Here is a 14,901-nt window from a genome sequence, read left to right on the forward strand (position 1 = left end):
GGAACCAATGCCCTCGACCGGCAGGAAAAGGAAGCCTGAAATGATCAGTACGACAAGTACGAGCCATGTCTTGTCCATCGAGATAGACAACCCCGGCAGCCTCAATGCGATCTCCGCGAGCGATTTCCACGACCTCGCGGAGATCTGGGAATCCTATGCACAAGATTCCCAGGCACGGTGTGCCGTGATCTCAGGGTCGGGATCCCGCGCGTTTTCTGTCGGTGCCAACGTGAAGGAGTTCCAGGGAGACCGATCGCCAGATGCCTTCTGGCACAATCCGTCCCGCGGGTACGGCCACAACCTTGAGGACGGCCGGGCGCTGTGGAAGCCCGTGATCAGTGCGATCGACGGGTATTGCCTGGGCGGTGGTCTGGTCCTGGCGCTCGGCACAGACATCCGCATCGCCACTCGCAGATCGTCCTTCGGCTTGCCCGAAGTGAAGATCGGGACGAACACCGTGACCGGTGCAAGCCTGCTCGCCCGCGAGATCGGGCCGTCGCGGGCCGCCCGGATCGCATTGGTCGGCGACAGGATCGACGCCGACACCGCGTACGACTGGGGACTGGTGACAGAACTCGTCGACGGGGAGCACGACGAGGTCCTAGCGCGGGCCCACCAACTCGCAGACCTGATCGCAGCGAACGGTCCCCGTGCGGTCCAGGCGACGAAAGAGGTCATCCGCCGGTCGGCCGACATGGACTTCCGAGATGTGCTTGCTCTCGGCGAATCCCTTCGAGAAATCGTGTCGGCCTCTGGTGAGTTCGAGGAAGGCGTTGCCGCATTCGTCGAAAAACGCGAACCACATTTCCGATGAGCCTTGCCAAGGGCATACATCACTTCGAAAACACCGTCCACCGAACGAACACTTCTTGAGTTTAATCGACTGTCCATGATCACCCATGAGGAGAGAAAAGTGACTGCGGGCTATCCGGATACCAACCGCGACTTCGTGGCCGCAAGGCTGCGCGGCCTGCTCGAACGCGAGGGTCTCGACGCGCTGGTGTCGGTCACTGGTACCGACACCTATTACCTTTCCGGCTACGGCAGCCTTTACGGCGCCGCCCCGGGGACCATCCTCGGAATCGCTTACAAGGACTCGGCGGACCCGCGTCCCACCGTCATCTCGACAGAAACCGAGGTCGAGGCTGTACTCGCTTCGGGGGCGGAGGCCGCCCCTTACCCGACGTTCATGTTTCTCGACGACCCGTTCGGCCGCTCCTCGCTCGAGATATCGGCGAACAAGCCTCGAGGCTTCGGACTGGCCGTGAGCGCCCCTATCGTCGCAGATGCCCTGCGCCGACGCGGCGTCAAGGGCCGAATCGGGGTGCAGGAGCGCGGCCTCGACACGGCATCCCTCGATCTCCTGCGCGGCGCACTGACCGAGTGGGAGATCGTCGAGGCCTCCGAGTTACTCGTGGAGGCGAGGGTTCAGAAGTCGGCGGAAGACATCGAGTACCTCGGGGCTTCCGTTGCGATCACCGAGGACATCATCAGCCAGATCGTCTCAGAGATCGACCAGGAGTCCAGCGCTCGTTCGATCACGAGCCGGTTCAAGGAACTGGCCTTCGCGCACCCAGAGGTGGACGACATCCGTCTTTGCCTCGTGACGGTCGGGACCAACTTCGCGCCGACGTACATCGCCCGGGAACAGGACAAGGCGCTCCCCGGGGCCGTGATCAAGTTCGACGTCGGGGTCACAGTGGGCTATCACGGCGCCGACATCGGCCGTACGTTCGTGATCGGAGACCCGAGTGACCATGTGGAACGCGTCTACGCCGCACTGCTCCAAGGCCACGAGTACCTGCGAAGCGTGATCGCACCGGGCGTGTCGTTCCGCGAGGCCTTCGACGGTGGCATGGACGTCATCAAGAGCGCCGGTCTGCCGCACTACACAAGGGGCCACCTCGGGCACTCCGTCGGACTCGGACCGTCACCGGAAGAACATCCGGTGCTCGGCGACGTCGACGGCCAGTTCCGAGAAGGAATGGTCTTCTGCGTCGAGACCCCCTACTACGGGTTCGGCGTGGGTTGCCTTCAGCTCGAAGACATGCTCGTGGTCACTGAGGATGGCAACCGGAACCTCAACAAGCTCCCCCACGAACTCACCAGCATCTGAAAACACAAGTCCAGCTCAGCATGGGGAAAAACATGAAATCACATCGTCTCAGATTTGCCGCAGTACTCACCGGCTTCGCATTGTTGTTCGCCGGATGCTCGAACTCGGGCACCGACAGCGGTGACAGCCAATCCGACAACGCGGACGTCATCTACAGTGACACGCTCGAATATCCCTTGTCCGCGACGATCCCGTCTCTGGACCCCCATATTTCCACCTCCGGCGCGGCGGCCATGGTCGGGCACGAGATCTGGGAGACCCTGGTGGCATTCGACGCGAACTACCAGATTCAGCCCGAGCTCGCATCCTCGTGGGAATTCAGTGACGACGCCAGGACGCTGACCTTCACGATCCGCGAGGGCGTCAAGTTCCACGACGGCTCTACCCTCACCCCCGAGGACGTCACCGCATCGCTGAACCGGTGGAAGTCGAAGGCCGCAAGGGTCAGTGGCGTCCTCGGCGATGCCGAATTCGAGGTCGCAGGCGACAACGCGGTGTCCATCACGACGCCTGAGCCTCACACCGATCTGCTCGCACAGCTCGCCAACACCCTGCAGTTCTCGGCGATCATGCCCGCACGCGTGATCAACGAAGCCGGAGCGGACGGCGTGACCGAGTTCATCGGCACGGGACCCTACAGCTTCGTGTCGTACGAGACCGATCAGCAGGTGGAACTCACGCGCTTCGACGATTACCAGCCCGTGGACTCCGCAGCCTCCGGGCTGTCGGGTGCCAAGAGCGCACCGACGCAAAACCTCGTGTTCACGATCGTGACGGATTCGTCCACCCGGCTTGCGTCGTACCTGAGCGGCGATTCGAACTTCGTCGATCTGACCGCCGACACCGTCACGCAGGTGACAGCACTGGACGACACCACCGTCTCGAAGCAACTCGCATTCGAAAACGTCATCGTGTTCAACAAGCGGTCCGAAGTGTTCAGGGACGTGCGCGTGCGGCAGGCCGTCGCCAAGGCGATTGATCCGGACGCGTATCTGCTCGCCGTTGTCGGTGATTCCGAGCTGTACCGCCTCAACCCCGGTTATCTCTTCGAGGAGAACTCCCTGTGGTGGTCGGATGCCGGAAGCGATGGCATTTACGGCGCCCAAGATCTCGACGGGGCCAGGCAACTTCTCGCCGAGGCCGGTTACGATTCCAACACATCGGTGCGAACCTTGACCAGCCACGATTACGGTGGCGGCTATTACAGCTCGGCAGTCATCCTTCAGTCACAACTCGCACAGGTCGGCATCAACCTTGAACTTGATGTCTCTGACTACGCCACATTGCTCACCAAGCGGGCCGACGAGACTGCCTGGGATCTCTACACCGGTCCATTCGTGGTGCCCAGCACGCTGACGCAGGCTTTGTACCTCGGTGCCACCTACGGCTGGCCCGACGACGCGGAACTGACCGAACTGCTCAGCAATGCCTCGGCCGCCCAGACCGACGAAGAGACTCGCGAGGCTGCCAGCGCCATTCAGGAGCACGTTTGGGAGACGCTTCCGGTCATCAAGGTCGGCGATCAGTACTCGTACCAGGCCGTGCGGAACACGGTAAGCGATTTCTCCGTGTTCGACGGTGTTCCAGTGCTCTGGAACGTCAAGGCAGCCGAATAACCTCCACAGCAACCAACCGTTCGGAGCGCTCAGGTCGTGTGGGGAACAGAAGCGAATTTCCCCACATGACCTGAGTAAGAAAGGGAAGTGTTTTTGATGGGTTCGACAGGCGCATGATAGGTTTTATTTCGAGAAGAGTGCTTCAGTTGATCGAAGTGCTGTTCGTTGTGTCGATCGTCGGATTCACCATCGTCCGTCTGATTCCGGGAGATCAGGCCAGGGTTATCCTGGGCGATAACTTCACCCAGGAATCTTATGACCAGTTGCGCGCGGCCCTGGGCCTCGACAAATCGCTGGCAGAAGGATACGTCTCGTGGATTTCTGGTGTGCTCAGAGGTGATTTCGGATATTCCTTCTCGCTTCACCACGACGTTCTGCCGATAGTTCTTCAATACCTCGTTCCCACGCTCTGGCTGGCCCTCTTCTCGGCCTTTCTCGCACTTGCCGTCGCCATACCACTGGGCATCGCCGCCGGACAACGCCAGGGAGGCCCGGCCGACGTCACGTTGAACGTCTTGGCGATGGCCGGGGTCTCCGTCCCCGGTTTCATCATCAGCCTGCTTCTCGTGCGAATCTTCGCAGTCGAGCTGAAAATCCTGCCGGTCGCGGGGTTCGTGTCGCCGGCTGACGACCTACTCGAGGCCGTCAGCCATCTGCTCCTGCCCGCAGTCGCACTCGCCGTCGTACAAATCGCAGGAATCGGCAGAGTCACACGCGCCGCAGTGGTCGATGTCGCGAGCTCCGACTTCGTCCGCACAGCGCGGAGCAAAGGCGCTGGGCCCGCTCGCGTGACTCTCGTGCACGTGCTGAGAGCGGTCGGCATCCCGATTCTCACAGTGGTCGCGCAATCATTCGGCAGTCTCGTCGGTGGAGCCGCGGTCATCGAGACGATCTTCTCCATTCCGGGCGTCGGCCAACTCATGCTCAGTTCGATCCAGCATCGTGACATACCCGTCATCCAGGGAACCATCTTGGTGGTCGCAACCATCTATGTCGTCTTGTATGCGCTCGTCGACATCGGTTATTCGGCAATCGATCCGCGCATCCGCATAACTGGGCAACAATCGAAGAAGGCGCGAAACCAGTGAAAGATATTCGCTCAATCGACTCGAGTTCACACCGGGCAGAGGCCCAGCCCAGCGGCCGGCGAATCCCCAGGGTGCTCACGAACCGCCGGTTCGTCGTCGGGGGCACCCTTGTGCTGCTGGTCGTCGGTGCCGGGCTGTTGGGGCCGGTCCTCGACGACATCGACCCCAACGCGACAGATGTCGTCGCCCGGTTGGTCGCTCCCGGGTCCCCCGGTCACCCGCTCGGCACGGACTCCTTCGGTCGTGACCTGGGCGCTCGGACGTTCGCCGGGATACGCATCTCAGTGTCCATCGGCTTGGGGGTCGCGCTCTGTGCAACCCTGCTCGGCGTCGCGGCGGGGCTCGTCGCCGCCTACGTTCGGCCGCTCGACGCTGTCGTCATGAGGTTCATCGACGGCCTGACGGCCTTCCCCGAGATCCTCCTGGCACTCGCCATCGTGGCCGCCGTAGGGGCCTCATCGTGGAATCTCGTGCTGTGCATGACTGTCGTGTTCTTTCCCGGGATCGCTCGCCTGACGAGGTCGAACGTTCTGGTTGCCCGCGAAGCGCTCTACGTCCGTGCACTCGAGGCGGTGGGCGCCGGAAAGACGTGGACGATGACGCGCCACATCCTGCCGAACGCGGCATCGTCCATCGTCGTGCAAGCGTCGGCGGCGTTCTCGTCGGCGATTGTGATCGAGACCGCGCTCAGCTTCCTCGGTGCCGGGATACCTGCCCCGAACGCGAGCATCGGGAACATGATCGCCGACTCGCGTGAATACATCTACACATCGCCGTGGCCCCTCATCATTCCTGCCTCGGCGTTGGTGCTGCTGGTGTTGGGCGGAAACCTGGTGGGCGACGGGCTACGGGACATCCTCGATCCACGCTGGCAACCCGGTGCGCACGTGCGCGGTCGCGGAGGCCTTGTCGACCGGCGGGCAGCAGCAGTGCAATCGCCTGGACTCGTCAGGGAGGTGTGAGGTGAGCGAGGCCGAAGTCCCGCAGCGACCCGTGCTGGAGGTGCGGGACCTGCACGTCAGGTTCCTCACGGCAGGAAGTACCGAGGACGCCGTCAGGGGGCTCAGTTTCTCGGTATCCCCGGGTGAGGTGCTGGCGCTCGTCGGGGAGTCGGGATCGGGGAAGACCACGACCGCACTGGCGATCGACGGCCTGCTGCCCTCGTACGCGACGGCTACTCGTGGGGCCATCACCATCGACGGGGTGAGAATCGACGATCTCGGTCAGAGGGCGGCGCGCAAGCTCCGTGCGAGCCGGATCGGGTTCATCCCGCAAGATCCCGGGACGAGCCTCCACCCCCTCTACTCCGTCGGATACCAGATCGCCGAGGCCTTGCGGCTTCACAACCCGAGGTTGACGCGCCGTGCCGCGAGGACGAAGGCGATCGATCTCATGCAGGCGGTGGGCATCAGCGACCCGGCGGAACGCTACTCCCATTCCCCGCACCAGTTCTCGGGCGGAATGCGACAGCGCATCTTGATCGCGATCGCCCTGGCCGGGCGTCCGTCACTGGTGATCGCCGACGAGCCCACGTCAGCGCTCGACGCAACCGTTCAGCGCTCGATCCTGGACCTGATCGACACCAAGATCATCGAGATCGGGGCCGCGATGCTCATCATCACCCACGATCTCGCAATGGCCTCCGAGCGGGCGGACCGTATCGCTGTGATGAAGGACGGACGCATTGTCGAAGCGGGGCGGAGCTCACAAGTGCTCGCGAACCCTGAGGCGCAGTACACGCGGGCTCTCGTCGCTTCCGAACCGAGTCTCGACGGCTTGGCGGAAGGCCGGGATCGTCAGCCGCCGCCCGCGGACGACGCAACCGCGCCGCTGCTGGTGGCGCGAAACCTCAGGAAAACCTTCGAAACCCGCGACGGCAGGATCACCGCCGTGAGCGACGTGTCGTTCACCCTCCGAGCCGGCCAGACGGTGGCCCTGGTCGGCGAATCCGGATCGGGGAAGACGACCACTGCCATGATGGCGCTCGGGATCGAAAGCCCCACGTCCGGCGAAGTGGAGATCGGCGGCGCACGGCTCGAAACGCTTCGGACCCGCAAGGAGGTGCTTGCCGCCAGGCGGCTCGTCCAGCCGGTCTTCCAAAACCCCGTGGCATCCCTCGACGTCCGCCAGCGCGTTGGCTCGATCCTTACGGAGCCGCTTGCTGTACACCGCATCGGTGACCGGATCAGCCGAGCCGAGCGGGTACGGGAGACCCTCGACATGGTGCGGCTTCCGGCACGATACCTCGGTCGATATCCACACGAACTCTCCGGCGGGCAGGCCCAGCGGGTCGCGATTGCCCGGGCGCTGGTCCTCCGTCCGAGTGTCATGGTTCTGGACGAAGCGCTCTCGGCTCTCGATGCGCTCGTCCAGCAGCAGATCATCGATCTGCTCGACGAGCTTCAACGAGACCTGCGTGTCGGATACCTGCTCATCAGCCACGATCTCGGTGTGGTCGCAAGGGTCTCCGATGTGGTTCACGTGATGCACAAGGGTGTCGTCGTCGAAAGTGGGGCAGCAGACCAGATCTTCGCGAACCCACGCAACGACTACACCCGTCGTCTGCTGGACGCCGTCCCGGGGAGACGGCCTCGTACCGTGAAGGAGGCGATCGACTCGTGAGTCCTGCCTCGGGCGATCTGGCCAGGCTGCGGCCCGCACCTCGGGTTCCGATGCCACGCTGTAGGCCGATATCGGTTGTAAATCTCGACTGAAACAGACAAGGAGAACATTGAAGATGGCGAAACTGGTGGATGTGTACGGAAAGACGACATGCCAGGACACGAACAACGTGCGTGGTTATCTCGAAGAACAAGGATTCGAATATGGATGGCATGACATCGAAGAGTCACAAGCCGAACGCGATCACGCCAACGATTTGAGCAACGGTGCCAACCGGTGGCCCGTGGTGCTGGTCAGGAACATCGTGCTCGTGGAACCTTCGACGGATGAACTGGCGAAAGCGATCGAAACACAGGACGACCAGGAGTAAGCGGTCGCGCGGCGCGGAGTGCGCCGATGGTGGGCCGGGCCCGGTGGAGGGCGCCAGGAGGTACGCGAGCCCACCCTGTTCGCCGACCTGACCTCACCGCGTCGGCCACGACGTGCGATGGCCGACGTCCCCATGCGATTGATGGCCCAGCCGACCTGACAACGGAGGTGTGCCCATGAATGTCAGAAGAGTGAGTACCAGTCCGAGCGCGATGGCGCCAGCCAGCGGCAGCCAGATCCGAACGCTTGCGCGGCGAGGTGAGTTCACAGGGACGACGGCTGCGGCTGCCGATGGCTTCATCCAAGCGGGAGTCGCTATTCTGCCCAAGCCGTTTCTCGGCGAGTTTCTCGGGTATTGCGTCAGGAACAGCGCCGCGTTACCCGTGCTCGAGGTCATGGAACCCGGGCAACGCGAAAGCGGCTCTTCGCAGTTGAGGGTGTAGTGCGGGGCGGCGCGTCGGTCACCGGATAGGGGTCGAGGTCTTCCGAAGATGGAGGTTCTCACGCCACCCATCCGGAAGACCTCGACGTGCCCGACGCTACCTTCGCTCGCCCTGACCTGACCACATTCGCCCGCCTCGACGAGCTCGGCCTTCAGGTCGTCGGGCAGCGCCTCGAGCCCGACCGGGCGGTCCTGGCCTGCCGGGTCGTCGAGCCCGACGGGTGGTGCCGTCGGTGCGGCTGCGAGGGCACGCCACGCGACACCGTCACCCGCGAGCTCGCGCACGAGCCGCTGGGGTGGCGCCCCACCACGCTGGAGGTCACGGTGCGCCGCTACCGGTGCACCGGATGCGGGCACGTGTGGCGCCAGGACACCACCGCCGCGGCCGAGCCGCGGGCCAAGCTCTCCCGCCGGGGCCTGCGCTGGGCCCTGGAGGGCATCGTCGTCCAGCACCTCACCGTCGCCCGCGTCGCAGAAGGGCTCGGTGTCTCGTGGAACACCGCCAACACCGCGGTCCTGGCCGAAGGAAGCCGCGTCCTGATCGACGACCCGACCCGCTTCGACGGCGTCACGGCCGTCGGCGTGGACGAACACGTGTGGCGCCACACCCGCCGCGGGGACAAGTACGTCACCGTCATCATCGACCTCACCGGCGTCCGGGACGGGACCGGGCCCTCGCGGCTGCTCGACATGGTCGAGGGACGCTCCAAGCAGACGTTCAAGACCTGGCTCGCCGAACGCCCCCAGGCCTGGCGAGACGGCGTCGAGGTCGTCGCTATGGACGGCTTCTCCGGCTTCAAGACCGCCACCACCGAGGAACTGCCCGACGCGGTCGCGGTCATGGATCCCTTCCACGTCGTCCGCCTGGCCGGTGACGCGCTCGATGAGTGCCGCCGCCGCGTCCAGCAGCACACCCGTGGCCACCGCGGCCGCAAGGGCGACCCGCTCTACACCGCCCGCCGCACCCTGCACACCGGCGCCGACCTGCTCACCGACAAGCAGAAGCAACGGCTCGATCGGCTGTTCACCGGGGACGACCACGTCGAGGTCGAGGCCACCTGGGCCGTCTACCAGCGCATGGTCACCGCCTACCGCGAACCCGACCGGACCCGGGGACGAGACCTCATGACCCACCTGATCGCCTCCCTCGCACAGGGAGTCCCGGCCACGCTGACCGAGCTGCGGACCCTGGGCCGTACTCTCAACCGACGCGCTGCCGACGTCCTGGCCTACTTCGACCGCCCCGGCACCTCGAATGGGCCTACCGAGGCCATGAACGGCCGACTCGAACACCTACGCGGCTCCGCCCTCGGCTTCCGCAACCTCACCAACTACATCGCCAGATCGCTCCTCGAGGCCGGCGGATTCAGACCCCGACTACACCCTGGATTCGGATGAGCCGCGAAAGCGCTCTCGCCGCCGACTCCGACATCGCGACCGATCTGCCGAGCTACGAGGTCCGGATCGACGGACGATTCGTAGCGACCCGTCCGGATGTCACCGATCTTTGGCGCGATGATCTGGTCAGTGTGCTGATCGGATGCAGCTACACGATCGAATGGGCGCTCGCCGACCTCGGCGTGCCCCTGCGTCACTGGGATCAGGGCCTCATCCAAACCGGGGTCTACCGCAGCGCGAACCCTGCCAGCCGTTCTTATGGGCGTTTCGGAGGACCCAATGTCTACACCATGCGGGCATTCCCGCCGGAATGGGTGGACACAGTCGTCGCTACCACCGCACTCATGCCGTTCGCCCATGGTGCGCCGGTCCATATCGGCGACCCCGGAGAACTGGGCATAAAGCTCGACGACTACCTCGCACCACCTACGCAAAGGGATGGAGACGTGCCGGTCTTCTGGGGATGCTCGGGGATCTTGTCACACGTCTTGGACGAAGTGAGCATTCCTCTGATCATCAACCACTCGCCCGGGTACATGTTTGTGACGGATCGACGGTATTCCGACGGCCTTCCTCGCTGAGCGGATCTCGCAGCCCATTGCGGTCGACCTCGCAGACATGACCGATCCGCATCAGCCGATGTGAATCGACTGTCGCTCCACGATCAGGAGGAGTGCACCACATTTACCCAAGCCATCAGGTGACCCACCAAAGCTCGCCGTTCACTTGCCGGCATGCTGCCGAATACCTGGTCCTCCAACGCGTCGGTGAGTTCGTCGGCACGGTTCAGCGTCGTCTCCCCGGCCGGTGTGAGACACACGAAGTGACCCCGCGCTCCAGGTTGACCTTCCCGGGCATCGACAAGCCCTCTTTTCTCAAGGGCTCCCATGATCTGGTGGGCGGACTGACGCGACACGAGGCTACGGCGCGCGATTTGCGCATTGGTCAGGTCCTGACGGTTGCGCAGGGTCGACAAGACCGTGTACTCAGCCGTCGTGATACCGACTTCGGCAAGAACGTCGTTCATCCGCTTGTGGAGCACTCGCCCGAGGCAACCGATCGCGTAACTGAGGCGCGTTGCCGCGAGATGGTCGGAGTCAATTCCTTGAGTCTGCTCCACGTCGTACCTCCGTTTTGGGTTCACTGCGAGGAAGAGCCTGTGCATCGCATCATTTGGTCAAGATACCTGACACACGTGTCCCCTGAGCCACCGGCCCACTCGTCGTCGTCGAGATCCTTTTCCGATCACACGGCATCCGGTTCGAACCGCTCCGCCTGAGCGACCTCTCCGAGGCAGATCCCTCCGAGCTTGCCGCGCACCAGTCGTACGACGGTCTCCGCTTGTCCGACGCCCGGGTGCCGGGGTGGAAGGGGTCGGGGCGCCGGGGGCATAGGACGAACTCATGGCGTCCGGCTCCCCCGCCGGCGACACGGTCGTGTCGACCGCCGATCCCGCGGTCGAAGACTCCGAAGAGGGCGCGTCCGGATCGTCGCTCACCGTCCCCGAGCATGCGGTGAGTGCCCAGCAGACCACGAGTGCCACCGGCAACATGATCCGACAACGAACAGAACGGACGGAACATGAGTTTATCCCACCTAGATCTAGGCGCGTGATGACCGCTCGGACACCCCTGCCATCGGCACGACTCACTTCGCCTTGCTGGCCGCCGGGAATTCGGCAGTGAGCAATTGGGGTCTCAGGCTTTGCGCATGTATGCCCGTGTGGTCAGTGGGGCGAAAACTGCGACAATGATCGCTGCCCCGAGCAGCGTCCACCACGCCTCGGTTCCCCAGACACCGTCGTTTATGAGTGCGCGCAGGGCGGTGATGAGGTGTGAGAGCGGGTTCCAGTCGGCGATGGGACGTAACCAGTCGGGAAGAGTGCTGGTGGGGACGAAGGCGTTGGAGAAAAAGGTCATAGGCATCATGACGAGCATGGCGACACCCTGGACGGTTCCGGTGGTGCGTGCGGTGACGCCGAGCAGCGCCCAGATCCAGCTCACGGCCCAGGTGACAACAATGACGAGCAACGCACCGACGAGAAGTCCCCATCCGCCGCCGGGGCGCCAGCCAATGAGAAAGCCGACGAGCATCGTCAGACCCGTGATGATCGCGTAGCGAATAGTGTCGGTCAGCAGCGGCCCGGCCAGCGGCGCTATTCGAGCGATCGGGAGAGAGCGGAACCGGTCGAAAACACCGGTATCCATGTCCTCTCGCAGTTGCGTTCCCGTCAGGACCGAGGCTTGGACGACCGATTGCACGATGATCGCAGGAATGAGCGAGGGTAGATAGTCGGAGACGCTCCCGGCGATCGCGCCTCCGAAGAGGAAGGCGAACATGAAGGTAAAGATGAACGGCATGAGCAGGATATCGACCCATTGTTCGGGTGTTCGCCGCAGCCGCAGCAGAGCTCGGTAGGCCATCGTCGCGGTCTGGGAGACGGTGTCGCGCAAACCGATGCGCTTCTTCAACATCGTGGGGAACAGAACTGGCTGTGCCTGGACAAGTGCGGTCATGCTATCGAATCCTCGTCTTCTGCTGTCCGGTGGGTGCTTCGGTGTTCCAGGCCTCGTGGCCGGTGATGGTCATGAACACCTGGTCGAGCGTCGGCTGCTCCACGCTGACTTCTGCCAGTTGGATGCCGTGGTGTCTCATGGCGATCAGGAGATCGGTGATGCGCTCAGGGTCCGTCATTGGAGCGGTGATGTGTCCGCGCTCCGATGCGGCCGAGGCGTGGGCACCGAGGACCTGCTCGACCGTGGCCAGCGCATTGCCGGTGGCGGAGGCATCTGCTAGGACGAGTTGAAGCGTCGCCGTTCCGACGAGCGCCTTGAGGTCGTTCGCGGTTCCCTCGGCGACAACCCTTCCGCGATCGATGACGGCGATGCGATGCGCGAGTTGGTCGGCCTCGTCGAGGTACTGGGTCGTTAAGAGCACGGTCGACCCATTCGCCACGAGCCCGCGGATGACGTCCCACATCTGGCCGCGCGTCCGAGGATCGAGGCCGGTCGTCGGCTCGTCCAGAAAGATCAGCGGGGGTTGCGCGATGAGGCTGGAGGCGAGGTCGAGCCGGCGGCGCATGCCGCCCGAGTATTTGGCGACCGGGCGCGTGGCGGCCTCGGAGAGTCCGAAGGCATCGAGCAGCTCGAACCCCCGTCGCTTGGCCCCCTGCCGTCCGAGGCCGAGCAGCCGTCCGAAGACGATCATGTTCTCGATCCCAGACACTTTCTCATCGACCGAGGCGTACTGGCCGGTGACGCCGATGAACTGCCGAACGGCATTCGGCTCGTCGACGACGTCATGGCCGAAGATCCTGGCGGTGCCACTATCGGGTTTGAGCAAAGTGGTGAGCATGGAGATAGCGGTGGTCTTGCCGGCCCCGTTCGGGCCGAGGACGCCGTAGACGGCGCCACGTTCGACCCGTAGGTCGATTCCGTCGACCGCGCGATTCGTGCCGAAAGCCTTCACAAGGCCTTCCGCGTCGATCGCGAGGTCAGTTGCATGGGAGATAGTCACGGGTTTTCCCTTCATGGGTTCTGAAGTGCCTCGTGAGCGGAGGCAAGAAGTTCCGTCCGATCGAAGCCGCCGCGGATGAGTGCACGGGGAACGATTCCGAGTTCGGCGGAGAGGATGCCGACGAGCAACGCGAGGTCGCCAGCACGCTGGACGTGCCCTCGTTGCTTGTGGATGAGGACGTTCGCGCGATCCAAAGCCTCCTTCGCGGAAGCGGAGAAACGCGGTCGACCTGGATATGCACGTGGCGCTGCTGCGAGCCGGGCAGGGTCCCGAATTCGGACGCCGATCCCGGCGAGTGTGTAGTCGCGCTCCTTATCGAGCGCAGCGGAGAAGGTCTGGGCGGTCAGGCTGTGCTCGGCCAGGAGCGTCGCCACTCGGCTGGTCTGGTCGGACAGCAGAGCGAGCAACAAATGCTCCGCTGCGACGGTCGCCGACGATCGCTCGGCAGCTATGGCCTGCGCGACGTCGAGTAGGGCGCGGAAGTCGGTTTGGTCAGCCATTGTTCCTCCTGCGCAAATCGAGGCCCAGCGAAGCGACCCGGCGCAGGTGCTTTTTGTGCACCGCCTGTCGGGTGACGTCGAGAGCTTCGGCGATCTGGGCCCATCCCCAGCCAGCGCGCAGCGCACGCTCGACAGCGGAGTCTTCCAGCTGATCGGCAAGGGCTCGCAGAGCGCCGACAGCAGCAAGGTCGTCGGCGATGGGATCATCCGGGGGAATGAGGGCGATGTCCATGTAGGCAACTCTAGTTGCTTATCTCGATGTTAGGCAACTCGAGTTGCTAGAACTGGTGAGACTCGCGCGAGAAGAGCGCGAGAAGAGAATGTGTTTTCTTGGCCGTCGGCGCGTCGTTGCACCTCAAAAGCTCGTGCTCCTGCGGCAGCATCGGAGGCACCGGGCCCGTGGTTTCCGGCGCGTTGTGCCGTCTACCCTGAACGACGAACCGTTCGACGGCACATGGTCCGATCGAGGAAGGAGGTTCCTGTGCGCAGAACAACGACGAGCGCCCAGCCGCAGATCGAACCGCTCCGCCTGAACGACCTCTCCGAGGCAGATCCCTCCGAGCTTGCCGCGCACCAGTCGTATGACGGTCTCCGCTTGTCCGACGCCCGGGTGCCAGGTTGGAACCTGTCGGGCTCCACCTTCAATGAATGCGAACTCGTGGGCTGGTCGGCCGACGAGACCGACTTCCGTGGTGCCCGGTTCATCCAGGTGCGGATCGACCAGCTGAACGCCCCGACCCTGTCGGCGAGACGCACCACGTGGCGCGACGTCGAGGTCACCACCTCACGCATAGGCGCGGCGGAGATCTACGACGCCCAGCTCAGCCGGGTCGCGTTCTCCAACTCGAAGCTGGGATGGGTGAACTTCCGGTCGACAAAGCTCCACGATGTGGTGTTCAGGAACTGCCGGTTCGATGAGCTGGACCTCAGCGGCGCGCAGATCGAGCGCGTCCGATTCGAGGGTTGCAGCACCGAGAAGCTGGCCCTCACCAACACACGCGCGCAGCACCTCGATCTCCGCGGCCTCGATACGCAGGTGCTGGAAGGGTTCGAGGGGCTCCGCGGTGCGATCCTCTCCAGCCGGCAGGTGGACTCCATGGCCGGCCTCTTCGCCCAGCACTTCGGCATCACGATCGCCGACAAGGACTGAGCACGCGACGCGCGGCATCAGGCACCCGGACGCATCGCAGCTGCCGCGTCGGCAGCAAAGCCGGACCGCGACCTCGACTTCGTC

The 14,901-nt window shown here is 64.0% G+C and carries 15 protein-coding genes; 10 read left to right on the forward strand and 5 right to left on the reverse strand.

Annotation, left to right across the window (positions count from 1 at the left end; translation table 11 throughout):
- Window positions 1–7: 7 nt before the first annotated feature.
- The 9 genes from FB473_RS08370 (at window position 8) to FB473_RS08410 (ending at window position 10,232) form a co-directional block, all read left to right on the forward strand.
- Entirely contained in the window at window positions 8–814 is an 807-nt protein-coding gene (locus FB473_RS08370) for an enoyl-CoA hydratase/isomerase family protein (protein ID WP_167166400.1), read from the forward strand.
- Window positions 815–913: 99 nt separating this feature from the next.
- On the forward strand, window positions 914–2,116 hold the full coding sequence (locus FB473_RS08375) for a M24 family metallopeptidase (RefSeq protein WP_167166402.1): 1,203 nt from the start codon (window positions 914–916) through the stop codon (window positions 2,114–2,116).
- Between the two features lie 32 nt (window positions 2,117–2,148).
- Complete coding sequence (locus FB473_RS08380) at window positions 2,149–3,732, forward strand: ABC transporter substrate-binding protein (protein ID WP_167166404.1); 1,584 nt, start codon at window positions 2,149–2,151, stop codon at window positions 3,730–3,732.
- Between the two features lie 113 nt (window positions 3,733–3,845).
- Window positions 3,846–4,820: an ABC transporter permease gene (locus tag FB473_RS08385; protein WP_279588572.1), complete on the forward strand. Its 975-nt coding sequence runs from the start codon at window positions 3,846–3,848 to the stop codon at window positions 4,818–4,820.
- Window positions 4,821–4,891: 71 nt separating this feature from the next.
- The gene (locus FB473_RS08390) at window positions 4,892–5,782 is read left to right on the forward strand and encodes an ABC transporter permease subunit (protein ID WP_167166408.1); all 891 of its coding nucleotides are present in this window, start codon (window positions 4,892–4,894) and stop codon (window positions 5,780–5,782) included.
- 1 nt (window position 5,783) lies between these two features.
- Window positions 5,784–7,442 (forward strand): dipeptide ABC transporter ATP-binding protein, encoded by a 1,659-nt coding sequence (locus tag FB473_RS08395; RefSeq protein WP_167166410.1) that lies wholly within the window; start codon window positions 5,784–5,786, stop codon window positions 7,440–7,442.
- Between the two features lie 115 nt (window positions 7,443–7,557).
- Window positions 7,558–7,812, forward strand: coding sequence for a glutaredoxin family protein (locus tag FB473_RS08400; protein WP_167166412.1), 255 nt, complete (start codon window positions 7,558–7,560; stop codon window positions 7,810–7,812).
- A gap of 528 nt (window positions 7,813–8,340) precedes the next feature.
- The gene (locus FB473_RS08405; protein ID WP_167166414.1) at window positions 8,341–9,651 is read left to right on the forward strand and encodes an ISL3 family transposase; all 1,311 of its coding nucleotides are present in this window, start codon (window positions 8,341–8,343) and stop codon (window positions 9,649–9,651) included.
- Entirely contained in the window at window positions 9,648–10,232 is a 585-nt protein-coding gene (locus FB473_RS08410) for a D-glutamate cyclase family protein (RefSeq protein ID WP_167166416.1), read from the forward strand. The genes FB473_RS08405 and FB473_RS08410 overlap by 4 nt, the downstream gene beginning before the upstream one ends.
- 83 nt (window positions 10,233–10,315) lie before the next feature.
- Here FB473_RS08410 and FB473_RS08415 read toward each other — a convergent pair whose 3' ends face one another.
- The 5 genes from FB473_RS08415 to FB473_RS08435 form a co-directional block, all read right to left on the reverse strand.
- Window positions 10,316–10,771 (reverse strand): MarR family transcriptional regulator, encoded by a 456-nt coding sequence (locus FB473_RS08415; protein ID WP_167166418.1) that lies wholly within the window; start codon window positions 10,769–10,771, stop codon window positions 10,316–10,318.
- A gap of 577 nt (window positions 10,772–11,348) precedes the next feature.
- Window positions 11,349–12,167, reverse strand: a complete 819-nt coding sequence (locus FB473_RS08420; protein ID WP_167166421.1) for an ABC transporter permease — start codon at window positions 12,165–12,167, stop codon at window positions 11,349–11,351.
- 1 nt (window position 12,168) lies between these two features.
- The gene (locus FB473_RS08425; RefSeq protein ID WP_341770076.1) at window positions 12,169–13,167 is read right to left on the reverse strand and encodes an ATP-binding cassette domain-containing protein; all 999 of its coding nucleotides are present in this window, start codon (window positions 13,165–13,167) and stop codon (window positions 12,169–12,171) included.
- Between the two features lie 11 nt (window positions 13,168–13,178).
- Window positions 13,179–13,667: a Clp protease N-terminal domain-containing protein gene (locus tag FB473_RS08430; RefSeq protein WP_167166425.1), complete on the reverse strand. Its 489-nt coding sequence runs from the start codon at window positions 13,665–13,667 to the stop codon at window positions 13,179–13,181.
- On the reverse strand, window positions 13,660–13,899 hold the full coding sequence (locus tag FB473_RS08435; RefSeq protein ID WP_167166427.1) for a hypothetical protein: 240 nt from the start codon (window positions 13,897–13,899) through the stop codon (window positions 13,660–13,662). Before FB473_RS08435 ends, FB473_RS08430 begins: the two co-directional genes overlap by 8 nt.
- Before the next feature lie 249 nt (window positions 13,900–14,148).
- Between FB473_RS08435 and FB473_RS08440 the strand changes: the two genes are divergently transcribed.
- Entirely contained in the window at window positions 14,149–14,817 is a 669-nt protein-coding gene (locus tag FB473_RS08440; RefSeq protein ID WP_167166429.1) for a pentapeptide repeat-containing protein, read from the forward strand.
- Window positions 14,818–14,901: the final 84 nt, after the last annotated feature.

Source organism: Brooklawnia cerclae (assembly GCF_011758645.1).
Lineage (GTDB): Bacteria > Actinomycetota > Actinomycetes > Propionibacteriales > Propionibacteriaceae > Brooklawnia > Brooklawnia cerclae.

What these genes read in the sequence shown, in the direction of transcription:
- FB473_RS08370 (WP_167166400.1), top strand. Translation starts at nt 8, where the DNA reads ATGCCCTCGACCGGCAGGAAAAGGAAGCCTGAAATGATCAGTACGACA.
- FB473_RS08380 (WP_167166404.1), top strand. Translation starts at nt 2,149, where the DNA reads ATGAAATCACATCGTCTCAGATTTGCCGCAGTACTCACCGGCTTCGCA.
- FB473_RS08385 (WP_279588572.1), top strand. Translation starts at nt 3,846, where the DNA reads ATGATAGGTTTTATTTCGAGAAGAGTGCTTCAGTTGATCGAAGTGCTG.
- FB473_RS08400 (WP_167166412.1), top strand. Translation starts at nt 7,558, where the DNA reads ATGGCGAAACTGGTGGATGTGTACGGAAAGACGACATGCCAGGACACG.
- FB473_RS08410 (WP_167166416.1), top strand. Translation starts at nt 9,648, where the DNA reads ATGAGCCGCGAAAGCGCTCTCGCCGCCGACTCCGACATCGCGACCGAT.
- FB473_RS08420 (WP_167166421.1), bottom strand. Translation starts at nt 12,167, where the DNA reads ATGACCGCACTTGTCCAGGCACAGCCAGTTCTGTTCCCCACGATGTTG.
- FB473_RS08430 (WP_167166425.1), bottom strand. Translation starts at nt 13,667, where the DNA reads ATGGCTGACCAAACCGACTTCCGCGCCCTACTCGACGTCGCGCAGGCC.
- FB473_RS08435 (WP_167166427.1), bottom strand. Translation starts at nt 13,899, where the DNA reads ATGGACATCGCCCTCATTCCCCCGGATGATCCCATCGCCGACGACCTT.